The 23,763-nt window shown below is 45.0% G+C and carries 20 protein-coding genes; 8 read left to right on the top strand and 12 right to left on the bottom strand.

Going from position 1 to position 23,763, the window contains the following annotated elements; translation table 11 throughout:
- Positions 1–66: 66 nt before the first annotated feature.
- On the bottom strand, positions 67–480 hold the full coding sequence (gene arfB, locus UQW94_RS07955; protein ID WP_017635196.1) for an alternative ribosome rescue aminoacyl-tRNA hydrolase ArfB: 414 nt from the start codon (positions 478–480) through the stop codon (positions 67–69).
- Between the two features lie 76 nt (positions 481–556).
- On the opposite strand from arfB, the gene UQW94_RS07960 reads away from it, so the two are divergent.
- Positions 557–1,159 (top strand): beta-phosphoglucomutase family hydrolase, encoded by a 603-nt coding sequence (locus tag UQW94_RS07960; RefSeq protein ID WP_017819896.1) that lies wholly within the window; start codon positions 557–559, stop codon positions 1,157–1,159.
- A gap of 88 nt (positions 1,160–1,247) precedes the next feature.
- Here the strand turns inward: UQW94_RS07960 and UQW94_RS07965 are convergent, their stop codons facing one another.
- Positions 1,248–2,240: an OmpA family protein gene (locus UQW94_RS07965; RefSeq protein ID WP_005373499.1), complete on the bottom strand. Its 993-nt coding sequence runs from the start codon at positions 2,238–2,240 to the stop codon at positions 1,248–1,250.
- Between the two features lie 459 nt (positions 2,241–2,699).
- Here UQW94_RS07965 and aroG point away from each other — a divergent pair, with 459 nt between their 5' ends.
- The 3 genes from aroG (at position 2,700) to UQW94_RS07980 (ending at position 6,856) form a co-directional block, all read left to right on the top strand.
- The gene (gene aroG, locus UQW94_RS07970; RefSeq protein WP_017635200.1) at positions 2,700–3,752 is read left to right on the top strand and encodes a 3-deoxy-7-phosphoheptulonate synthase AroG; all 1,053 of its coding nucleotides are present in this window, start codon (positions 2,700–2,702) and stop codon (positions 3,750–3,752) included.
- A 159-nt stretch (positions 3,753–3,911) separates the two neighbouring features.
- Entirely contained in the window at positions 3,912–5,084 is a 1,173-nt protein-coding gene (locus UQW94_RS07975) for an MFS transporter (RefSeq protein ID WP_021035943.1), read from the top strand.
- Positions 5,085–5,293: 209 nt separating this feature from the next.
- Complete coding sequence (locus UQW94_RS07980) at positions 5,294–6,856, top strand: methyl-accepting chemotaxis protein (RefSeq protein ID WP_005389027.1); 1,563 nt, start codon at positions 5,294–5,296, stop codon at positions 6,854–6,856.
- A 140-nt stretch (positions 6,857–6,996) separates the two neighbouring features.
- Here UQW94_RS07980 and tkt read toward each other — a convergent pair whose 3' ends face one another.
- Both tkt and tal read right to left on the bottom strand, forming a co-directional pair.
- Complete coding sequence (gene tkt, locus UQW94_RS07985; RefSeq protein WP_042522667.1) at positions 6,997–8,988, bottom strand: transketolase; 1,992 nt, start codon at positions 8,986–8,988, stop codon at positions 6,997–6,999.
- A gap of 125 nt (positions 8,989–9,113) precedes the next feature.
- The gene (gene tal, locus UQW94_RS07990) at positions 9,114–10,064 is read right to left on the bottom strand and encodes a transaldolase (RefSeq protein ID WP_005373488.1); all 951 of its coding nucleotides are present in this window, start codon (positions 10,062–10,064) and stop codon (positions 9,114–9,116) included.
- Between the two features lie 466 nt (positions 10,065–10,530).
- Here tal and UQW94_RS07995 point away from each other — a divergent pair, with 466 nt between their 5' ends.
- The gene (locus UQW94_RS07995) at positions 10,531–11,532 is read left to right on the top strand and encodes a sugar-binding transcriptional regulator (protein WP_005387670.1); all 1,002 of its coding nucleotides are present in this window, start codon (positions 10,531–10,533) and stop codon (positions 11,530–11,532) included.
- A 165-nt stretch (positions 11,533–11,697) separates the two neighbouring features.
- Here UQW94_RS07995 and UQW94_RS08000 read toward each other — a convergent pair whose 3' ends face one another.
- The 5 genes from UQW94_RS08000 to moeA all read right to left on the bottom strand — a co-directional run bounded on the left by UQW94_RS08000 (position 11,698) and on the right by moeA (position 17,446).
- Positions 11,698–12,528: a sulfurtransferase gene (locus tag UQW94_RS08000; RefSeq protein ID WP_042522665.1), complete on the bottom strand. Its 831-nt coding sequence runs from the start codon at positions 12,526–12,528 to the stop codon at positions 11,698–11,700.
- A 129-nt stretch (positions 12,529–12,657) separates the two neighbouring features.
- The gene (locus UQW94_RS08005) at positions 12,658–13,158 is read right to left on the bottom strand and encodes a hypothetical protein (protein WP_130546363.1); all 501 of its coding nucleotides are present in this window, start codon (positions 13,156–13,158) and stop codon (positions 12,658–12,660) included.
- 12 nt (positions 13,159–13,170) lie between these two features.
- The gene (locus UQW94_RS08010) at positions 13,171–15,276 is read right to left on the bottom strand and encodes an LruC domain-containing protein (RefSeq protein WP_262592095.1); all 2,106 of its coding nucleotides are present in this window, start codon (positions 15,274–15,276) and stop codon (positions 13,171–13,173) included.
- A 175-nt stretch (positions 15,277–15,451) separates the two neighbouring features.
- Complete coding sequence (gene moeB / locus UQW94_RS08015) at positions 15,452–16,201, bottom strand: molybdopterin-synthase adenylyltransferase MoeB (protein WP_005387678.1); 750 nt, start codon at positions 16,199–16,201, stop codon at positions 15,452–15,454.
- A gap of 9 nt (positions 16,202–16,210) precedes the next feature.
- Positions 16,211–17,446: a molybdopterin molybdotransferase MoeA gene (gene moeA / locus UQW94_RS08020; protein ID WP_213895772.1), complete on the bottom strand. Its 1,236-nt coding sequence runs from the start codon at positions 17,444–17,446 to the stop codon at positions 16,211–16,213.
- Between the two features lie 288 nt (positions 17,447–17,734).
- On the opposite strand from moeA, the gene folE reads away from it, so the two are divergent.
- Complete coding sequence (folE, locus tag UQW94_RS08025; protein WP_005373478.1) at positions 17,735–18,388, top strand: GTP cyclohydrolase I FolE; 654 nt, start codon at positions 17,735–17,737, stop codon at positions 18,386–18,388.
- Between the two features lie 45 nt (positions 18,389–18,433).
- On the opposite strand, the gene UQW94_RS08030 is transcribed toward folE, so the two are convergent.
- Entirely contained in the window at positions 18,434–19,381 is a 948-nt protein-coding gene (locus UQW94_RS08030; protein WP_005373475.1) for a TDT family transporter, read from the bottom strand.
- A 261-nt stretch (positions 19,382–19,642) separates the two neighbouring features.
- A complete protein-coding gene (gene clcA / locus UQW94_RS08035) occupies positions 19,643–21,046 on the bottom strand; it encodes a H(+)/Cl(-) exchange transporter ClcA (protein ID WP_258497259.1) in 1,404 nt (467 codons plus the stop codon).
- Positions 21,047–21,636: 590 nt separating this feature from the next.
- Between clcA and UQW94_RS08040 the strand changes: the two genes are divergently transcribed.
- Positions 21,637–22,116: a hypothetical protein gene (locus UQW94_RS08040; protein WP_322142165.1), complete on the top strand. Its 480-nt coding sequence runs from the start codon at positions 21,637–21,639 to the stop codon at positions 22,114–22,116.
- Here UQW94_RS08040 and UQW94_RS08045 read toward each other — a convergent pair.
- The gene (locus tag UQW94_RS08045) at positions 22,097–22,510 is read right to left on the bottom strand and encodes a helix-turn-helix domain-containing protein (RefSeq protein WP_005387686.1); all 414 of its coding nucleotides are present in this window, start codon (positions 22,508–22,510) and stop codon (positions 22,097–22,099) included. The two genes, UQW94_RS08040 and UQW94_RS08045, sit on opposite strands and share 20 nt — an antisense overlap.
- Positions 22,511–22,605: 95 nt before the next feature.
- Between UQW94_RS08045 and UQW94_RS08050 the strand changes: the two genes are divergently transcribed.
- Positions 22,606–23,514 (top strand): aldo/keto reductase, encoded by a 909-nt coding sequence (locus tag UQW94_RS08050; protein ID WP_151515713.1) that lies wholly within the window; start codon positions 22,606–22,608, stop codon positions 23,512–23,514.
- Positions 23,515–23,763: the final 249 nt, after the last annotated feature.

The raw sequence follows: 23,763 nt of genomic DNA on the forward strand, positions 1-23,763 counted from the left end.
AATCCAATGAGATTTCCAAGGGCTAGCAAACGTTGTTCAACTAACATGTCGAGAAAACGACATGCACTAATACAGCACTTTTTTACGTTGCTGTTTTTTCGCTCCGTGCTTGTTTTTTGTATCAAGTCGTCGGCGTTGAGAAGCGCGGGTTGGTTTCGTTTTAATACGCTTCTTCTCCTGTAAAGCGGCAGCTTTTATCAATGCTTGAAGCCGATTTAGGGCGTCTTCCTTATTTTGTTCTTGTGTCCGAAATTGTTGCGCTTTGATGATGATCACGCCATCTTTACTTATACGACTATCAGAAAGTGCAAGTAATCGCTCTTTGTAAAAGTCAGGTAAGCTTGAATGCCGGATATCAAAGCGCAGGTGTATAGCGGACGCTACCTTGTTAACGTTCTGGCCACCATTTCCTTGAGCTCTAATTGGGGATAATTGAATTTCCCACTCTTGAATTGTGACGGAGTTCGAAATTTTGAGCATGATAAGTAAATGCCGGTAAGGACGATTGAAAGAGCTGATAAATTAACATTACAGATGCACAAATAGAAGAAAAGACATGAGCACGATTGATTTTAGACCCTATGAAGGATTCATATTTGATATGGATGGTACTCTAATCGATACCATGCCAGCCCACTTGGCAGCTTGGCAAGCAACTGCTGAGCGTTTTGATTTTCCGTTTTGTCAGGAGTGGTTTCACAGTTTAGGAGGGATGCCGAGCTTTAAAATTGTTGAGGAACTAAATCGTGTGCATGAGCTTTCATTAGATCCTAAAACTGTCGCGACATTTAAAATGGAAACATTCGCTGCTATGGAGCTTCATGGTGACGTTATTCCTTGCACGAACATCGTGTTAGAGGAATATTTAGGCCATAAGAAAATTGCAGTCGGGACTGGCAGCCAACGAGAAAGTGCCATGCGCTTATTAAGTCATGCAGGTTTATTAGACAAGTTGGATGTTGTAGTAACCGCGAGTGATGTAGAGAACCATAAACCCTTTCCAGATACCTTTTTGGTGGCCGCGGAACAACTCGACTTGGAGGCGTCACAGTGTCTTGTGTTCGAGGATACTGAGCTGGGGAAACGAGCGGCGCATGCCGCTGGTATGGATTGCGTTATGGTGCAAGATAATGAGTTGATCTTTTTCCCAAAACCATAGTGGCAATATCCCTTAATATGAGATCAAAATGGGGTGCAAATGCACCCCATTAATTTTTACCACATCATCGATCATGAATCATAGATGCTTATTCTGGTTGAACTAGCTCTTGGTATTCAAATGAAGGTACCACAACTTCTACGCGACGGTTTTTCTCACGACCTTCGCGAGTGCTGTTGTCAGCAACTGGGTTTTCTTCACCCATACCTTTAACTGTCAAACGATCTGAACCAATGCCAGCTGCGGTTAGGTAATCAGCAACAGATTGAGCACGACGCTCAGACAGTTTTTGGTTGTATGCCGCAGGGCCTGAGCTATCCGTGTAACCAGTAATCTCTACTTGAGCTTGAGGATATTCGTTCAAGAATGAAACAAAGTTGTCCAGACGTTCAGAAACGGACTCTGTTAACTTAGCACTATCGAATTCAAACGTACCTGTACCGTACTCTTCTTTGTGCACCTTGCTCATCATCACTGGTTCTGGATCTGGCTCGATCACTTCTTCCGTTACAACTGCTGCAACAACTGGAGCTGCTGCGAATTTGTAGTTAACACCGATACCAAAGAAGTTAGCATCCATGTCGTCCCACACGTCGTCAGACATGTCTTGGTAACGTTGGTATTCAGCGCGAACACTCCAGTTTCTATCGATCGAGTATTCAGCACCCAAAGAACCTGTTGGGACAAAGTCTGTTTCGTCATCAGACATCATGTAAGCACCACCGATCTTAGCAAACAGATTCCAAGAGTCGTTTAAGTGCCAGTTGAATTTAGGTGCAAGTGTTAAAGCCGTTAGATTGCCGTCAATCGTATTAATCGTATTAGCCCCTGACCTAGAGTTTCCTTCATAGTCGCCTAAGAAGTCTACGCCGTACTCTAGCCCGATGATATCGGTAAAGTCATAACCGATATGTAGTCCTGCACCGAACGCTTCATCATCACAAGGGCTATTTAGATAGCAAGCGTCGTCAAGTGTAGTCATGCCCACTTTGCCCCCGATGTACATTTCAGCTTGAGCAGAGTTTAAAAGCGCGCTACTACCAGCTACCACTGCTGCTACTGCAATTGCTACTTTGTTCATAATGTTTCCTTGTATTGATTGCATATTAACTTCTACTTCGTTTTATCAAAAAATTAGAAAAAACCAGCGTTTATAAGAAATTAGTTTAATATTCTAATCATTTCATATCAAGCAACAATATATTTGAACTTGATCAACATTTACTACCCAAAAATACCTCACAAACTTCTGATATTTCTTACATTGTAGTAAAGATTTTTTGGTGCATAAGAAAATTGATGATTATTTTGAACTTTTTTTCGTAAACTTTACTTTACATTGTGCGCGGTGGTTAACAGGTGGTTTTTATTTGCATTTATTTGCAAAAACTGATTGCAAGTCTACGCCTAAGCCGATAAGTTACTTAAACGCTAGACAGAAAATGACCACAGCCCTTGATGCTGCTCGCTTTGTGAACAATGTTGCAATGAGTTCAGTTGGTAAAAATGGGGTCGGAAATAAAACCAGGAAGTAGAAGTAATGTTTCAAACTGATGATGTAAGAATAAATAGAGTAAAAGAGTTATTGCCACCTGTTGCAGTATTAGAGAAGTTCCCAGCGACTGAAACCGCTTCTTCGACCACTTTTGATTGCCGTAACGCCATTCACAATATTCTTGAAGGAAAAGACGATCGATTACTCGTGATCGTTGGCCCGTGTTCTATTCACGATCCGGCTGCCGCGGTTGAGTACGGCAAAAAGCTAAAAGTACTACGTGATGAACTGGGCGAGCAGCTTGAGGTTGTTATGCGAGTTTATTTTGAAAAGCCGCGTACGACCGTTGGTTGGAAAGGCCTTATCAATGACCCTTATTTAAATGACACCTATAAGCTAAATGATGGTCTACGTATCGGACGTAAACTTCTTCTTGATCTAACCGATATGGGCTTGCCAACGGCAAGTGAATTCCTAGATATGATCACACCTCAGTACGTGGCGGATTTGATCAGTTGGGGCGCTATCGGTGCTCGTACGACAGAATCTCAGGTTCACCGCGAGCTAGCTTCTGGTCTTTCTTGTCCTGTAGGTTTCAAAAACGGTACAGACGGGAATATTAAAATAGCGAGCGACGCGATTCGTTCTGCAAGCGCTTCCCATCACTTCCTTTCAGTAACAAAATACGGTCATTCCGCGATCGTAGAAACCGCTGGTAATCCAGACTGCCATATTATTCTACGTGGCGGTAAAGAACCAAACTACAGTGCAGCACATGTAGCTCAAATTAAAGATGAGCTGGACACTGCAGGTCTGCCGAAAAAAGTGATGATTGATTTTAGCCATGCTAACAGCTCGAAGCAGTTCAAGCGTCAAATGCTGGTGTCTGATGATGTATCCGAGCAAATCTCTGCTGGCGAAGAAGCCATTTTTGGAGTGATGATCGAGTCTCATTTAGTTGAAGGTCGCCAAGACTTAGTGGATGGTAAAGCTGCCACTTATGGTCAGTCGATTACTGATGCATGTATTGGTTGGGAAGATACGGAAACGGTACTTCGTCAGCTTTCTGATGCAGTAAAAGCGCGCCGCAACAAGTAAGCTCAACAGAAAAACTTTTTAAAAGCGAAAAGTGAATAGTGAAGAGCCAGAGGTACTATGCCTCTGGCTCTTTTTGTTGAGAATTACTCTCATATCTTTCTATTGTTTCTGCTTTCCTATATGTTATCTGTATACGTTGTAACCAAAAGGAATTTGGAATTGAATCGTAATGTATGGCTTCTATCCCTCTGCCAAGCCTTATTAATGACAGGGAATATTTTACTCATATCTGTTATTGCCCTTATTGGCAAAACACTTGCGCCGTCATCAAGTTTTATCACATTACCAGTTGCACTGCAGTTTTTGGGACTGATGGCCGCGACAATTCCTGCGTCGCTAATTATGGGCAAGTTAGGGCGTCGCCTTGGTTTTAGCCTTGGTAATGTCATTGGCATTTTGGGTGCTAGTCTAGCGACGTATGCATTAAGTCAACAAAACTTCTATCTGTTCTGCATGTCTACGTTTTTGCTTGGTGTTGGTATAGGTTTCGGTACTCTATACAGGTTTGCTGCCATTGAAGTGTGTGAAGAGTCGGCAAGGCATAGGGCGATTTCGATATCTATGGCGGGTGGGGTGTTAGCGGCGATCCTTGGGCCTAATCTGGCCGTGTACTCGCAGCAGTGGTCAGATGATGGCTTATACATTAGTGCATTTGCTGTGCTTGTCGTGCTTTATATAACCGCGTTGGTTGTGCTACAAACCATTCGTTTTCCACCTGCACACACGCAGGCGCTACACGCTAAGGCGGATAAGCTGAGACTGATTATTCGTCGACCTAATTTCATGCTGGCAGTTATCGCGGCAATGGTTGCGTACGCGGTGATGAACATTTTAATGACAGCAACTCCTTTAGCGATGATTGGTTGTGGCTTTGATTTTGATAAAGCGGCGGGAGTGATCGAATGGCACGTGTTGGGTATGTTTGCACCTGCGTTTGTCACGGGCCGTCTGATAGAACGGTTTGGCGCTAAGAATATGATTTTGGCGGGTGGATTGCTATTTGTTGCTTGTATTGGAATTAATATACATGGAGTGTCTATCTGGCATTTTAGTCTTGCTTTAATCCTGTTAGGAATAGGGTGGAACTTTATGTTTATCGCAGCAACCGGGCTGTTTAGTCAAAGCTATGAAGCGAAAAACAGAAGCAAGGCTCAAGCGTTTAATGAATTCTTCGTGTTCAGTTGTGTCACCATCACCGCATTACTATCTGGTTGGCTTGAGTCTACCGTAGGTTGGCAGAATCTTAATTTGTATGTTCTTCCATTTGTGTTACTCGTTATCGCGATGTTTGCGTTAAAAACGAATAAAAAGCCAGAATCACAAACCGCTTAATTAAGGCTTAATATATAACCCGGCCGATCGTGTCGGGTTTGTTTATTAGCTCAAATCAACAATCTCTTCTTTATGTTTTTATCGATAATGTGAATTCCCACAATAAAAATGTCGATTTGATAAGACTTTTTATCTAACTTTTTGTAATAAAAATAAAAATCCTGTATATATCTTGCCGAAAATCAATAAAAACTAAAGAAGTTTCGTCTATGTCAGCCAATATTTCTCATAAAGCTCAAGAAACTCTCGTGAGGGAGTCTGAGGAACTCGTCTCAACAACGAACTTACAAGGTGTTATTACATATTGTAATGAAGCCTTTTGCCGCGTTGCTGAATACACTCACGAAGAACTTGTCGGTCAGAACCACAATATAGTTCGTCATAATGATATGCCTAAAGCCGCTTTCGGTGACATGTGGGCACGCCTTAAACAAGGTAAAGCCTGGCGTGGAATGGTTAAGAATGCCACTAAGTCTGGCGGTTACTATTGGGTTGATGCTTATGTCACCCCTATCTACGAAGACAACCATGTTGTTGGGTATCAATCAGTGCGCGTGAAACCAAAGCGAGAGTGGGTTGATATTGCGACAAAAGCCTACAAAAGCATGCGTGCTGCAGAGAAGTCTGGTCGAACTTGGTCGTTGAAAATCAATGAAACCATTCGCTATGCGATTCTACTTGGTGCACTAACCGCACCTGCAACCGCATATGCGTTGTCTGTTGAAGGGCCGTTGGCTTGGCTTGCAAGTGCGTTACCTGCAAGTGTTCTGGCTCTGTTATTCCGCCAAGAGTTAATTGATACACCTCAGCAACTTAAAAAGTTACAAAAGCAATATGACAGCGTAAGTCGCTTGATCTATTCCGGTAACACGGCATTTTCGATTGCCGATTTCCATATCAAAATGCTATCCGCAAGAATTCGAACCGTGTTAGGAAGAATGACTGACTCCGCATTGCCTTTGCAGCATTGCGCCGAAGAGCTCAGTCAAACAACGGCAGAAGTCTCGGCTGCATTAAATCAGCAAAATACCGATATTCATCGTGTGCGAGATGCTACCCAAGAGGTGGAGTCGTCGGCAAATTCGGTTTCTTCGAGTACCAATGATGCCCATATGTTGATTGATGATACATTGAAGTCATGCTTGATGGCGAAGGAGACCATTGATCAAACGCACACCAATCTAGCGCAATTAAGCCTTCAAGCTGAAAAAGCGACGGAAACGACGTATCAACTGAGTGATCAGGCGCAGAAGGTGAACCATTTGATGGAAGAGATTGGTGGGATCGCAGAGCAAACCAATTTACTGGCACTTAACGCGGCGATTGAAGCAGCAAGGGCAGGGGAGCAAGGTCGTGGTTTTGCTGTTGTAGCTGATGAGGTCCGCGCGCTTTCTGGGCGTACATCCAATGCAACTGAACAAATCCAAGCTTCTATCTCCACTATGTTGGCAACGATTCAAAGTTGGCAGAAAGATATTCTGGCAAACAAAGAGCAAACCGATGCCTGTTCTCAAGTAGCAGAACAAAGCGCGTTGCGTTTGTCTGAAGTTGAACAGATGATGCAAACCATGAGTGGGCTGATGGTTGATGTAGCAGAAGCGGCGAATAACCAGTTAAAGCTATCTAGTGATGTAAACCAGCACATTCATTCTATCGCTTCGACCGCAGAACAAAACTTGGCAGCAACACATTCAGTTGAGCAAAATAGCCGACAGTTGAAAGACCAAGTACAAGATTTCTATCAGCTCGCACTTCGATTTGAAGACAAATAGTCGTAACGAAAGTTGTGATGTTTATGCCCTGGCTGCGTTTATGCGAATAGGAGCCAGATAAAGAAAGCCCCGCCATTGCTGGTGGGGCTTTTCAGTTTTCACATTCGCAATAGAGAAAACTGACTATCTTTTTACTGCAATTACGCGAGTAGCTCTTTTGCTGTGTTCACTACGTTTTCAGTTGTGAAACCAAACATTTTGAATAGTTCGCCAGCTGGTGCAGATTCACCGAATGAAGTCATACCGATGATGCGACCGTCAAAGCCTACGTACTTGTACCAGAAGTCAGCAATACCTGCTTCAATTGCGATACGTGCTGTTACGTCTGATGGCAGTACAGCTTCACGGTAAGCGGCGTCTTGTTTGTCAAATGCGTCTGTTGATGGCATTGAAACAACGCGTACTTTCTTACCTTCAGCAGTTAGCTGTGCTGCTGCTTCTACTGCTAGTTCAACTTCAGAACCTGTTGCGATAAGGATTAGCTCAGGCTTGCCTTCGCAATCTTTCAGAATGTAAGCACCTTTCGCGATGTCTGCTACTTGTTCTGCTGTGCGCTCTTGTTGCGCAAGGTTTTGACGAGAGAAGATAAGTGCTGTCGGTGCATCTTTACGTTCAATCGCTAGTTTCCAAGCTACAGCGGACTCAACTTGGTCACATGGACGCCATGTGCTCATGTTTGGTGTTAGGCGTAGCGATGCCATTTGCTCAACTGGTTGGTGAGTTGGACCATCTTCGCCAAGACCGATAGAGTCATGCGTGTACACTTGGATGTTCTGAATTTTCATCAGCGCAGCCATACGCATTGCGTTACGTGCGTACTCCATGAACATTAGGAATGTTGCGCCGTAAGGAACGAAACCACCGTGTAGCGCGATACCGTTCATGATCGCTGTCATACCGAATTCACGTACGCCGTAGTGGATGTAGTTACCAGAGAAGTCGCTTGCTTCTAGAGACTTAGAACCAGACCACATTGTTAGGTTAGAAGGTGCTAGGTCAGCAGAGCCACCCATGAACTCTGGTAGTAGAGCACCAAATGCTTCTAGAGCATTTTGAGACGCTTTACGTGATGCAATGTTTGCTGGGTTAGCTTGAAGATCAGCAATGATTTGGCTTGCTTTCTCTTCCCACTGTGCAGGAAGCTCACCGTTTACGCGGCGTTTAAATTCAGCTGCCAGCTCAGGGTACGCTGCTTCATAAGCTGCAAATTTCTCGTTCCACGCTGCTTCCTTAGCTGCGCCTGTTTCTTTCGCTGACCATTCTGCGTAGACTTCTTGCGGAATTTCAAAAGGACCGTGCTCCCAACCTAGTTCTTTGCGTGTTGCTGCGATTTCTTCTGCACCTAGTGGCGCACCGTGACAATCGTGTGAACCAGATTTGTTTGGTGAACCAAAACCGATGATAGTCTTAGTACAGATAAGTGTAGGACGTGGATCCGCTTTCGCTGCTTCAATTGCTGCGTTGATTGCGTCAGCATCGTGACCATCGACTGCAGGGATTACGTGCCAACCGTAAGCTTCGAAACGCTTAGGTGTGTCGTCAGAGAACCAACCTTCAACGTGACCGTCGATAGAGATGCCGTTGTCATCCCAGAACGCGATCAGCTTGCCTAGACCTAGAGTACCTGCAAGAGAACATGCCTCGTGCGAAATACCTTCCATCAGACAGCCGTCGCCCATGAACACGTAAGTGAAGTGGTCAACGATGTCGTGGCCTTCTTTGTTGAACTGTGCTGCTAGCGCTTTTTCAGCTAGAGCCATACCAACCGCGTTAGTGATGCCTTGACCTAGCGGACCCGTTGTGGTCTCGATACCTGGCGCGTAACCATACTCTGGGTGACCAGGAGTTTTAGAGTGAAGCTGACGGAAGTTTTTCAGATCATCGATAGACAACTCGTAACCTGCAAGGTGCAGTAGAGAGTAAATCAGCATTGAGCCGTGGCCGTTAGACAGTACGAAACGGTCGCGGTCTGCCCACTCAGGGTTTGATGGGTTGTGGTTTAGATGAGAGCGCCAAAGAACTTCAGCGATGTCAGCCATACCCATAGGTGCACCTGGGTGACCAGAGTTAGCTTGTTGAACACCATCCATGCTTAGCGCACGGATTGCATTTGCTAGATGTTTACGATCCATAGTGATTACTTCTCGATATTTGATTTAAATAGAGGGAACTCGCCGAAACAAGTTCAAATAGAATTTTTTGAAAATAGTGCTGATGGTAAAAGCGAGTAGACGGGCTACTCGCTTTTGGTAAGCAATTAAAGCTTAGCTTCGATCATCGCTTCTAGTTTGCCTTGGTCAACGGCGAAGTTGCGGATACCTTCAGCCAGCTTCTCAACAGCCATTGGGTCTTGGTTATGTTCCCATAGGAATTCAGCGTGAGTCATTGGTGCTGGACGCTCAGCTGCGCCTTTAGAATCAACTAGTTTCTCAACTACTTCACCTTCAGCTGCTTCTAGTTCTGCAAGTAGAGCAGGAGCGATAGTTAGACGGTCACAACCAGCTAGTTCTAAGATCTCACCGATATTACGGAAGCTTGCGCCCATAACTACAGTTTTGTAGCCGTATTCTTTGTAGTAGTTGTAGATCTTAGTTACAGATAGTACGCCTGGGTCTTCTTGAGCTTCGAAGTCACGGCCTTCTTTCGCTTTGTACCAGTCCATGATACGACCAACGAATGGCGAGATTAGGAATACGCCCGCTTCTGCACAAGCACGTGCTTGAGCGAACGAGAATAGAAGCGTTAGGTTACAGTTGATGCCTTCTTTTTCTAGGATCTCAGCTGCGCGAATGCCTTCCCAAGTTGAAGCCAGTTTGATAAGGATACGGTCGTTAGTGATGCCAGCATCGTTGTACATTTTCACTAGTTGACGAGCTTTCGCTACGCTGCCTTCCATATCGTAAGATAGACGAGCGTCTACTTCTGTAGAGATACGACCTGGGATAGTTTTTAGGATTTCTTTACCGATGTTTACTGCAAGCATGTCACAAGTGTCTTGAACTTGTTGAGCTTTGTCGTTGCTCTGTGCTTTAGCGTATTCGATTGAAGCATCGATTAGAGGTGCGTACTCTGCGATTTGAGCGGCTTTAAGGATAAGAGAAGGGTTAGTTGTTGCGTCTTCTGGCTGATACTTTTTAATTGCATCAATTTCGCCAGTGTCTGCTACTACAGTCGTTAGTTTACGAAGTTGCTCTAACTTGTTGCTCATAATCGATCATCCTATTTAAATGGGCTTAAGCGTGATTTTTGTTATCACAGCTTGTGCATTTGCAAGCGAGTTAGCTAACCGTCTCATCGCATTTAATGAGACATCTGCTCAGCCAACTACGGAAAATTTCGTTACCGAACAAATGCTATGAACATTTGATCGATAGCTGAGTAAATGATGTGTTCATATTTATCCTATCTATGCTGAAAGTCAATCGCTGAAATGGACTTATAGTGAACTTCATCAACGTTTTTTTACTGTGTGTTTAGTGGTTAACCCAAATAAACGTTTGCCCTTATTGTTCAAAGCTTGAGCGTTGTCCAATAGGGTAAAAAATTGTAGTGAGAAAATGTTATTGCGATGAGCAAATGTAGCGTTTAAATTGATAAAGAACATATGCTAAGTCAATGAGCATATGTTCACTTATTGCATACAATATCGATCCTCTTAAAGGGCGAGAGAAACCATGAGCAGTTCTAATCAAGATATTTCCATTGAAAACACGGATTTGTTGACAGAGATTTCCGTCGCGTATTATCAAGACGGTGCGACTCAGGAAGAGATATCGAGAAAATTTGCCATATCACGCGCAAAGGTTGGGCGAATGCTCAAGCAGGCGCGTGATGAAGGCATTGTTGAAATTACCGTTAAATACCATCCGGTGTTCAGCGCCAAGATCGAACAACGTTTGATCGAGCGATTCGGCGTTAAGCGCGCGCTTGTTGCTCTTGATCAACCGAATGAAGAAGCGCAACGACTACAGGTATCGGGATTGGTGTCCAATTATCTCACTAGCACGCTCAAAAACGGCATGGTGGTGACGGTCGGACAAGGGCGCAACGTGTCGTCTGTCGCTCACCATATTGGTGTTATTACGCCGCGTGATTGTAAATTTGTGTGTGGCATTGGTGGTATTCATCCGCGTGGCGGTATGTATAACGCCGACCATATTTGTCGTCAGTTGGCGAAGAAATATGGGGGGACCTCTGAAACACTTTATGCGCCGGCTTACGCAGAAAACAGAGAACAGAAGTTGGCCTTTATGCAAAATGCAACCGTGAAACAAACGCTCGACCTAGCACGTAAAGCCGATGTCGCTTTGGTTGGTATTGGTGACATGAGCGAAAACAGTTACATGGTCGACTTAGGTTGGTTTACGCCTGATGAAGTGGTTCAGTCGAGACTTCAACAAGGTGTGGTAGGGGATTTTGCAGGTTATGACTTCTTTGATATTCACGGTAATGTAGCGAACACGGTAATGAGTGACCGAGTAATTGGACTTGGTATTGAAGAGTTTCGGCCGATCTCGGAAGTCATTGCGATCGCAGCTGAGAACAGCAAGCCACTCGCTCTACTCGGAGCATTAAGAACTGGAGCGATAGACGTGATCGCCACGAGCGTTAGCAACGCATTAACCGTGCTCAACTTAGATGAGCAAATGCACGGCAACGCGACATCTGAACGCTAACGGAAATAGTCGGCTTTTGATGTAGTCAGGCTATGAGGGGTGACAAATCACTCATAGCCAGTTTCTATTTCGAAATGACAAGTTTGGTTTAGAAGCTGCGTTTAGTATATTGGAACACATCATCTTTAGATAAACGTAAGATACTTTGTTAAACAGACACTTGTCTTAACGCTCGATAGGTAGAGAGTGGTCTGCACCCCATTCGGTCCAAGAACCGTCGTACACCGACAGATTGTCCAGACCAATTTGATACGCCGCGAGTAATAAAATGCATGCGGTCACACCGGAGCCGCAACTAAAAATAATTGAAGTGTCACTATCTATCGTTAGTGCGCTAAATATCTGTTGCAACTCTGAATTTGGTTTAATGTGACCGTTGGTTAAGAGTTCTTGAAACGGTAAGCAAACCGAATTTGGAATGTGCCCACTACGTAGACCTTCTCGTGGCTCAGGCACTTCACCAAGGAAGCGTGCTTTGGCTCTGGCATCGATGATATTTGCACTTTTATTGGTGGAATGAGCAAGAACATCTTGTGCACTCAAAAAGGCATTTTGATTGAGCTTACCCGCAAAGTTACCTTTTTCGCTTGGTTGCGATAGGGCACTTTCGACAGGAAATCCGGCTTCAATCCAAGCAGGAAGACCGCCGTTTAAGACTCGAACATTATCATGTCCCATAGCTTTGAACATCCACCAAGCTCTTGGCGCGGCTAAAGTGCCAGAGTTGTCGTAAACCACAATCAAATCTTCGTTGTTCAAACCGAGTTGTTTCGCACTTTGGTTGAAGCCTTCTTCTGTTGGCATCATATGCGGCAGAGAAGAACCGGGTAAGCAAAAGTCATTGTCGTAATCAAAGCGTAAAGTATTTGGAATCCACTTATCTTGAATCTTTTTGCCTTCAGAAGGGATTTGAAACGCAATACTAGCGTCGAGGAGCTTGACGTTAGGTTGGCCGAGAAGGCTATTGAGTTCATCAGTACTAATCAGTGCTTGCATTGTCTTTAGTTTGCTAGGTGGATAATCTTACTGTTTTACAACAAAAAAATCGCATGTTCAAAAGAACGATGCGATTTTTAAGTTAAAGATTGAAGATTTGTTCTGAAAGACAGCTTTCGATTTACCCAGTTACATGGTCCAAGTGTTGTCTCCAGAAGTAATCACTTTCTGAATTGGGTCACTACCGTCATAGAACCAAATTTCAACAAGTAGGCTACCTTGGCTATCAGAAACATTAAAGTCGACATTTGCTGTACCATTGTTGAGTGGAACCGATGCGACTTTGCTTGGGTATTTTGCATCGTAGTTACCTGAACTGTTCTCGACAAACTCTTTGTACACGCTTAGGTGTGCTCGTTGTGAAGAGAAACCACTGATGTCTACATTGAGCGTACCTTCCGTCACTGGGTTGTAGCTAAAGCCATCTGGTACTACTAGATCCTGCATGGTTGCATCTTCCACTGTTACCGTTGTCTCTTCTTCAGTTGTTTCTTCCTGTTGGGTAGTCTCTTCCTCTGCAATGGTGGTTTGGGTTGGTGAAGGTGGTGTACTGTTACCACCTCCGCCGCCACCGCCTCCGCCACAAGCTGTTAGTGCTAATCCCATGATGATTGTGATAAGTGCTTTCATAATGTTATCTCCCTATGGAATGTAGCATTTGTTAGGTGTTGGAGCGGTGTGCCAATCTGTGCTTAGTTCGCCACCAGACTCAGCCCAAGTTTGGAATTGAGGGTATGCATCGACCATGTCTACACGCTCTAGCGGCCAATCCCAATCTTCTACTATCAACAGTGCCCAAGGTAAGTTGTTTGCTGTTTTGAAGTACACACCTTGTGCTGGGTCACTTGCATCGACTCCGACACCGAAGAGGTTTTGGTCATCAAACTGTTCAGTTGGTGCTTGGTCTGCTAAGTGAACTTCCCATTTACGACCTGGCTGGAAGGTAATACCATCGCCATGGTAAGTGCCCGGTGTTGCAAAGATGAACGGGTCGTATGGCATGGCTTGAATGGCTGAACGGTCAGATCCTTCAGTGAAGTACACATTCAAGGTAAAGGTGAGTGAAACGTTATCATCACAGCCAGACTCGGTACGGAAGTAGCTACAGCTGCTCGCCGCGTGTGTGCTTAAGTCTTCACTGATGATGAAAATGGCTTCATCAGAAATGCTTTCCAAGCCATTGGATGCTTGCTCTACACCATTGAAGGATAGCGTCGTTAATCCGTTTTCAATCGAGCTTCTCAATACACCCGGTAGTCGGATTGCGAAGCCATTTTTGTAACTTGCGCCGTAAGCCGCTAGGTCGCCAGTAATCTGAATATTCTCAACATGACCAGCAAGACTGGTTTCAGTGATGCGGAATTTCACGACCACATCGTTCATGTCGTAGTCTGCGGTGTATGGCCAATTATCTTCATAAGCCACGGTGGCGTAATCTTCTGCACTCGGGAAATATTCCACTGAGTAGCCATTACCAGTGATGGTAATTGGGTAATCTTCCACCTCACCAGATGTCGAACCACCATCGTAGTTTAATCCGGTTTGTTGGCTAAAGCGGAATCGACTCCAGCTTGAACCTTCCGTTGCAGCGGTTGAAACGACAAACGGTAGGGGATTATTACCCGCAGACAGTAATTGGTCAGTAAAGACCTGTTCGCCTTCATCATCAAAGTCACCATCGCGGTTCCAGTCAAACCATGCTGATAGGTAGCCAGAAGTAGAAGCTGTCACATTCACAATTGAGCTTAAGCCTGGATCAAGTGCGGATACAAAACCAACACCATCTTCATCGGCTGTGCCCACAGAGTTGTCGTTTGCTTGACCGTCGGCATCACCATCTGGAGCGACGGAACCAAGCCAAGTTACACCGTCCACTTCGTGACGAGGACCGTTTGACGCAAGTGTTGTGTGGTAGCTGTCTGGAGCATCACCGAAATCAATTGGCTCGTCTTCGTTAATCACCGGAGCATTTGCACAACGTGCACCGTCATTTTGGCTTGAGCTTGGACCGTTGGATACAAACTCAACCGCAGGAACGATACCTGCTGCGATATTGGCTGCCTTACCTTCCGAAAGGTCAACGCGATAGATTTTGCCATCTTGGTTACGTGACACATAGTAGTTGCCGTTTACATCGAAGTAGCCAGCACCAAATGTGCCTTTCTCACCTGTGTCACCTATCGCAGTTGCGCTACCATTTGATGGGTTGAACTGATATAGCAAACCAGAGTTGTTGTCGATGCCGTAAAGGGAGCCATCACCTGGATGGAATGCAAAGTCGGTTAGGTTCACAGTCGCTGTTGAGCTGATTTTCACGATGCTCAATGTCGCATTTGGATCAGAATCGAGCGGAGAAAGGTCAATGGAGAAAAGTCCTTTGCCTTTGCGGTACAAGTAGTAGACGTGGTTGTAAACGTCACCTACGTAAAACGTGTGGTCGGTAGGAAGACCCGAAACATTAAGTGTCTCTGCTTGGAAGTCTTGACCAAGACGAACAATCTTTTTGTTTGTGGTGTCGTAGCCGTAGATATAACGGTCAGTGAAGTTAAAGCCTACACCGTTGATGCCCGAAGCCAAACCTGTGTCGTCCTCTAAAAGAGTCGTAGAGCCTGTAACCAAATTGACGCCATAGATTTGAACCGGGGTTGATTGGAATAGGTATGCTTGGCTTGGGCACGTATCAAATGGCGCCGCTTGTGCGTAAGCGCTCGCTATTAGAGACCCAAGTAGTAGTGATGTCCTTTTCATAATTCGCCCTCTCATTGGTTCGTGATATATGCAATGAAAGGAATGTGCCAACTTTTAAGTTGTTGAATTTTATAGATCTAAGATTTGTAAGAAGAAGGGTTGTAAATCTGATTGTCAAAATGAGAAAAAGCCCAACATCGAGTTGGGCTTTTTGGGAATGATTAGAGGTATAGAACTAACTACAAACCGGACAGGAGGGCATTTTCATCAGATTCATTTCTCGCCAAGACATGCTGAGCGCATCCAAAATCAGAATTTTTCCTTTCTTTGGTTGGCCGTAATCAGCAATCACTTTAATCGCTTCCATCGCTTGCACTGCGCCAACAATACCCACAACAGGCGCCATTACTCCGGCTTCGACACAACTTAGCGCATCGCTGCCGAAGAGGGCACTTAAGCACTGGTAACATGGTTGCGCTGGATCATCGTAAGTAAACACACTCACTTGGCCTTCCATGCGAATGGCCGCGCCTGAAATCAGCGGTGTTTTGGTCGCAAAACATAGGCGGTTAAGTTGATTGCGCGTATCGACGTTATCTGATGCATCGACAACAATAGTGTGCTGTTCGATCAAGCTTTTTAGCTCTGTATCATCAAGACGCTTTGCGATGGTATCTACAATGATGTGCGGGTTAAGCTCGCGTAGTGCATCGGCCGCTGATTCTACCTTCTTACGACCAATATCCGCATCGTGATGCAGTACTTGGCGCTGAAGGTTAGACAACTCGACGATATCATCATCAATCAGCGTGATTTTACCGACACCAGCCGTCGCCAAATATTGGCTTGATGCGCAGCCTAAACCGCCAGCACCAAGCATCAATACCGATGCTTGTTTGAGTGCTTCTTGTCCTTCAAAGTCAAACTGACGAAGAATGATTTGGCGGTTGTAACGCAGCATTTCCTGATCGGAAAGAATATCCACAACGTCTTCCTAGTAAAGGGTTGAGTTGAATAGTTGAACCTGAACCGTTTCGCCCACTTCAACTCGGCCGCGCTCACGTTCCAAGACAACAAAACAGTTCGCTAGGCTCATTGAGCGGAATGCACCAGAGCTTTGGTTACCGGTTGTTTCAACCACAAACTTGCCATCTTCCAATGTGTAGATACCACGTTGGTAATCGGTACGACCTGGTGCTTTCTTAAAGGCGGTTTTGGTTGTTGCTGGAATAGACTCGGGTGCTTTCCATTCGGTATGGCCTGCAAGTTTTGCCAGCATTGGTTGAACAAGCACGTACATAGTGAGCACGGCAGAAACCGGGTTCCCCGGCAGACCACAGAACCAAGCAGTGCTTAGCTTACCAAACGCGAAAGGTTTACCCGGCTTGATTGCTAGCTTCCAGAAACCGATTTCACCAAGCTCTTCAAGAATGTCTTTGGTGTAATCCGCTTCGCCTACACTGACACCGCCGGAGGTCACAACCACATCTGCCAATGTTTGCGCTTGTTCAAAGGTTGCTTTTAGAGTCTCTGGGCAATCTGGAATGATGCCAAGATCAACGGCTTCACAACCGAAGTTCTCGATAAGTGGTTTAATACCGTAACGGTTGCTGTCGTAGATCTGACCTTCGTCTAGCGGCTCGCCCAGTGGTCTAAGTTCATCACCAGTAGAGAAGAACGCAACTTTGGGTTTACGTACTACTGTCACATGGCTAACACCAAGCGACGCGATCATCGGAATATCGCGAGGTGTTAAACGTGCACCTTTTGCCAGCACGATGTCGCCTTGCTTGATGTCGTCACCTGTTGGGCGGATGTTGTTTTGTGGCTTCACGTCGGTTTGGTTGAACTGAATGCCAGCATCTGTTACTTCAGTGCTTTCTTGCATGATAACGGCATCACAACCCTGTGGGATTTTTGCGCCAGTCATGATGCGAACACAGGTACCTTGAGGCCATTCACCTTCAAAAGGTTGTCCTGCAAATGATTTACCTGCCAGAGGCAATACAGAAGATGACTCAAGATCTTGAATGCGAATAGCGTAGCCATCCATTGCTGAGTTATCGAATGGTGGTACGTGAATAGGAGACAAAATGTCTTCTGCCAGTACAAAACCGAGTGCTTCAGCAAGTGGAAGAGAAAGCGTTGTTTGGATAGGTTTGATTCGCGATAGCATTTTGTCCATCGCTTCTTCAATTGGCATCAAGCCAGGTGCGTCGCAGCAGCCCATTGAGAAAATCCTGTGTTCTTTTGTTTTGTGGCAACTTTACCATAAAAAGGGGACCGAGTAAGAATGTCCACCTATAAAATATGGGTGTAATTATTCAAAAATCCGAGTATCCTTGTCAGCCATCCAAAAGGGGTAAAAAACCTGCGGAGCTCAAGAAAATCAGCTCAGTACCTTCATCTGATGTGACTTGGTGTAAAGACACGAACTGAGCAACTCAAAGCGAAAAGTATGAATGCAATTTTGATTGGGTTTGTACGAAGGCTGAAGTAAAACAAAAGAGGAAGTGGAATGTCAGGTCTTAGCGAGTCAGCGAAGTTAGTAAAAGAAGCGCTAGAGCAACGCGGTTTGGAAACGCCAATGCGTCCAAACAACGTAAGTCGTGAAGAGAAGAAAGAGAAGATCGAACACCACATGCGTGAGATCTTAGGTCTGCTTCAACTTGACCTCACTGACGATAGCCTAGAAGAAACCCCTCACCGCATTGCTAAGATGTACGTTGACGAAATCTTCTCTGGTCTGGATTACTCCAACTTTCCTAAAATCACGGTGATTGAGAACAAGATGAACGTGAGCGAGATGGTTCGCGTGAAGGACATCACAGTGACCAGTACTTGTGAACACCACCTTGTGACCATCGATGGCAAGGCTGCTGTGGCTTACATTCCACGTGGCAAGATCATTGGCCTGTCAAAGATCAACCGTATCGTTCGCTTCTTTGCCCAGCGTCCACAAGTTCAAGAGCGTATGACTCAGCAAATTCTTGTTGCACTTCAAACGTTGCTTGAGTCCGATGATGTGGCAGTGACGATTGACGCAACACACTACTGCGTGAAATCTCGCGGTGTGATGGATGCAACCAGCGAAACCACGACAACAGCATTGGGCGGTATCTTCAAGAGCAACCCAGCAACGCGTGCCGAATTTCTGCACGGTTTACGCTAGGTAACTAAGCAAGTTTCTAAGAGGATGGCAAACGCCATCCTTTTTTTATGCTTGTTTAGAAAATGACTTCATGATTTCTGGCCAATACATTTTGACGTAACCTGCCGATACCCAAACAACCAATACAGTCGCGATACTGAGCTCTAGAAAACCAAAGTCGTGTAGCCAGTGCCAGTGAGGGTGCGATTCGGCAAAAAAAGAGGTTAAGCGATGCATTGCGATAGCGCTGATCACGGAAGGAAAGGTTACTGCCGCGATAGAAGGTTGAAACTTCAAGCGAAGTAAGCGGAAGTAACATAAGTAGATCAATAAAGTCATAGTGATGGCGATCCCTGCCAATGCGCCTGTTAGTATCGGATCAGGTAAGGGAAAGTTCACCAAGTATGCTGCTAATGATAAGTTTACCGGCGCGGCCATAATCGCGAGGGTCGGTCTTGCTCGCCTTGGTAGAGAGCCGAAAAACACCAAACGATACAACACGAGTGGCAGCATGAAGAAATAAATGCCGATGCACATCATCGCTAGCGTTTCGGAGAATAAGTTGTGACCTAGTTGAGAACCGGCTAGTGAACTACTGATCAGCCCCACCGGATAAAGAAACCAACTCGGTACGATATTGGACATTTTGAAGTTCATTAGCTGAAAGCTAAAAAACAGCACCATCATAGTAAAATGCAGCAAAAGCGCCATAAACCAAAGTGGATAAGCGATGATAGGCGCTACAGCGGCAAGATAATCTGCAAGGATCAGTAACGCCATACTCATTGGTGCCATTAAACTACCACTCAGCGGGTGACGAATGTCGACCATGAATAATCGTGGATTAGCGGCATATTTTATGAGTACAGGGGCGAGTAAAAGTGCGCCGAGTGACGCCAAAAATGGGCGTATCGGTTCACCAATCTCAGGAACATAGAGTGCCCAAGCTTGCCCTAAACCTATCATACCTAGTGCCAACGCGGCTTGAGACGGCGGGACACTATAAAACTGCACAAGTCTTCTCCAGTTCAAATCTACTCCATTTGATTTTTGCCTGAATGAAACAAAACATGACGATTTGGATGAAATGCTCTATTTAAGTAGCGAATACTAACAAGTATGGAGAGGGGTTTCTCATGAAAGGTGGTGAGCAAATATCAGAGAATGATAATTTTGTGAGTTTGGTATCGAATATTTGGGAAAAGATGCAAAAATGCAGCGTTTATCGCTCCAAACCCTTCGATAGTCTGGAGCGAAGTGATAACAAAGAGAATGTTATGTTGATTGATTCTCCGGTAGATCCTGTTGGCGTAACTTTTCGTTTTTGATTGTGCGATGCAGCAGCTGGCTGTAAATAGGTTGTCCACCCAACAATTGAGCAATAATCACAGCGCCCAAACAAGTAATGATCAATGGCAGGATTAAGTAGTAGTTATTCGTCATTTCAATCACTAACAGAATACCAGTAATCGGTGCACGTACCGTTGCAGCAAACAGGGCACCCATGCCCGCAATCGCAAATACACCAGGCTCGATATCAAGCGCAGGGAGCAAGACATCAGCACTTGATCCGAACGCATAGCCAAATAAGGTTCCCAGAGCAAGCATAGGTGCAAAGATGCCTCCCGGCGCACCAGAACCAAAACAGAGCAGGGTTGTAATTACACGACCAAAGAAAAGCAAAACTAAAATGGATACCGAGTAGTTACCGTTAGTAATGTCAGGAATAAGGTCGATACCACCACCAGTTAGTTGGGGTACGTACAAAAGAAGCAAACCAAACACGCCTCCCAGTAACGAACCCACAATCAAGTAGCGCTTACGATCGTTTTTGTGAATTGCGACAAAACTGTCTTGTGCCACGGTAATCAGTTTATTGAAGATCACGCCAAACACGCCAAACAATGCGCCAAGCAATAAAAACAGCCATAGGGTTTGAAGCTCTGGCGACTGGTATTGCGGCATAGTGATAACGGCGTCTTGCCCGTTGATGGCGCGAAACACTATGTTCGCCATAATGGCAGAAATGATCACTGCGCGAATTGAGATCAAAGAGTAGCGAAACTGAGGTCGCATTTCCTCCACAACGAACATAATGCCTGCGAGTGGGGCATTAAAAGCCGCAGCCAAACCGCCAGCAGCACCAGAAGCGAGCAGGGAGTGGCGGGTATCGTCATCCTTTACCCGGAATATATCGGTCACCATTCGACCTACAGCACCACCCATTTGAACGGTTGGGCCTTCACGACCCAGCACCATACCTGAGCCAAGTGCTCCCATGCCGCCGAAGAATTTTACTGGTAGAACTCGCCACCAGCGCACTGGACGAATATTATCCATTGCCCCTTCGATTTCAGGAATACCAGAACCTGCCGCTTCTGGCGCAAAGCGGTGCACAAGAAAATAGCCAATAAAAGCTAAAAGTGCGCTAATGAGAACCGCTGCCAGCCACAACGGTAGAACATTACCAATTTCGCTTCTTAACCATTCTGTTCGTGTTTCAGAAACGAAATGAACGGCAAGCTCGAAATACGTACCGACAAAACCAGCCAACGTACCCACAATGGCGGCCATAATGAGAACAGAAAATGGTGTTGACCCTCGAGAGACAAACTGGTTAATCGCATCTTTCGGTACGTGCGCCAACACAGATTTCACAATTCTCTCGCGTTTGGTCATTAACAAGCTCTCCTGTTGCTGGGGGAAGGGACGAAAGAAAGTATACGCTTCGCAGAGTCTAGACCTAATCAATAAAGATGCAATTTAGCTTTTCACTATTGAGTGTTTGAAGTGTCGCGATATTATTCATTCACTCAGATTGTGCTATTGCTCTCATAATTTAGGATAAAAAACTTGTTTTTTGAGAAAAATGAACCATGCTTTAAATGTAAAGCAACATGACTGCTTCAGAAGGAGGGATGTGAGGTTTTACACACAATTTGGATGGATTCAAACCCTACGGTAAGTCCTCGTTTTATGTTCGGGATGCATCAATAGACATCGCCGATTCGCACACTCACGATTGAGTAACGAGGTAGAGGCGCACGCACATGTGCGCCTTCTTAATTTCTGCGTCATAACTTTCATCACCACCTACAACTATTTTTCTCTTGAACATTTTCTTGCAGTTAGTAATGTCTTAGTTCGATGTCAACCAACTAGAGCAGTGCATGCGCTTTTATCTTCGACCCTTACTTTCTTTATGTTGTTGTTCGGTAACGTTTCCGGCACTTTCAACGCCGAGCTGGTGGCAAGACACGTTGTCAGCAATGCCATATTCCAATCTAAAAGAACGTATAGAAAAAAGTGGAAGCTGGTATGGTTGCGAAGTGCAGCTGCGAGACAACTCAACGTTTATCAGCGCATTTTGTTTGGATGATTTTTCGTACTACCAGCAGCACTTGTATGGTGAAGTGATTTTGAGAAGAGAAAGTGCTCAGTTCTCGTTTCTTACTGAATACGAGTGGCAGCGTCTGAATGACTTACTTCTCAACTTAAGAAAGGATGGGTTAGTTTTACGCAGAGTCACTATCGGAAAAGAGCAATATGATGTCGTTGAAGCTCTGGAAAAGAAATCTTCCGAGCTTGTCGATAAAGAAGTTATTTTGTTGATGAACCGCTATCCACAAGAAACGATTCGAAGTTTGCTTTGGGTAAAACCGGACGAGTTTCTTACGCCATCACCGTCCTTAAATGTGCACTTGCGCAGTGATGGCGAAATTATCGAGGTCAAAGTGACTCGTTTTTAGATTCTTTATGGAGAGATAGGAAGGTCGCCATTGCTGATTCATCCAAAAAACCATCCGATTTTTTGTGAGCGCGCAGGTATTGATAGCCTGCGATTAGCTTGCGGTGTAGCTCTTCTGCATCGTCTGACAACGGCTGATTCATAACGTGTTGAAAGGCAAGTTTGTACGCATCCATATCCACGACTTCAGCACGGCGATATAAATAACCGCATCCCGTTGCTAACCATTCGAGAGAGCAATTGGCGCGCATTGCAATTTGATTTGCTTTAGTTAGGCTAGGTTCACTGCCTTTAAGGTATTTGCGTATTAAAGCTTCAGACACATCGACGCGTCGTGCGAACCCGCTGATGCTTTCTTCTCCGATCAGGGTGGCTAGGCGTTGGGCAAAAGACATATTTCGTACTCCAGTTCGAATTGCGAAAGTTTACCCGTTGAGCCGGTACGAAAACAAGACTACGATGAATGCAGATCAATTGAAGGAGAAAATCCATGGTTGCAAAAGTAGTAACTGCACCAAAAGGCCCAGAGTTCTCAGAGCTGGTTCAAGGATATTGGCGTGCAGTTGAGTGGGGAATGACGGCTCAAGAGCGTTTGTCATTTCTTAAGCAACACATTGAGTTAGGCATTACGACAGTCGATCACGCCGACATCTACGGTAATTACGAGTGTGAGGCGTTGTTTGGTGAAGCGTTAGCTTTAGACAAGAGTGTTCGTGAGCAAATTCAGATCGTGACGAAATGCGACATCAATTTGTGTGGCGATAAAACGCCAGAGCGTAAGATCAATCACTACGACACGAGCTCAGCACATATCTACCAATCGGTGAATAACTCGCTAGAACGTTTGAATGTGGATGAAATCGACGTACTTTTAATTCATCGTCCTGACGTGTTAATGGATGCAGACGAGGTTGCAGAAGCATTTTCTGAGCTTCACAAAGTCGGCAAAGTGAAGCACTTTGGCGTGTCTAACTTCACTCCACGCCAGTTTGAACTGCTGCAATCTCGCTTAGGTAAGCCGTTGGTTACTAACCAAGTGGAAATCAACCCACTTAACTTTGAGGTTGCTCACGATGGAACGCTTGATCAAATGCAAATGTTCCGCACGCGACCAATGGCTTGGTCTTGCCTCGGTGGTGGTTCAATTTTTAGTGGTGACAGTGAGCAAGCTGTTCGTGTCCGTAACGAATTAGAAGCAATTCGTGAAGAAGTGGGCGCAGCGAGTATTGACCAAGTAATTTATGCCTGGGTACGTCGTTTGCCATCTAACCCTATTCCAATCATTGGCTCTGGTAAAATCGAGCGTGTGCAAACTGCAGTTAATGCATTGAACATCGAACTTACTCGAGAGCAATGGTATCGCGTATGGGTGGCTTCTAAAGGTCATGGTGTGCCATAGAATTGATATCTTATCGATGAAATTGTTATTAAAGGCATCCTCTAGCAGGGTGCCTTTTTAGTTTTAGCGCGTTACTGTTTACCCATTATGGAAATAGAAAGAATGAAATTCGAGCAAAAATGGGCTTTGGATGTTAGCTGCAACTTTTTGCTTACTTTGGGTGGAGGAGTTTTACCCATGTTTGTTTTATGTCACTAAACAGCGAATGTGATGCTTGCTTTTTAGTCATTTTGTTCACTCATTCATTCA

Source organism: Vibrio sp. PBL-C16, assembly GCF_034321865.1.
Classification (GTDB): Bacteria; Pseudomonadota; Gammaproteobacteria; order Enterobacterales; family Vibrionaceae; genus Vibrio; species Vibrio alginolyticus.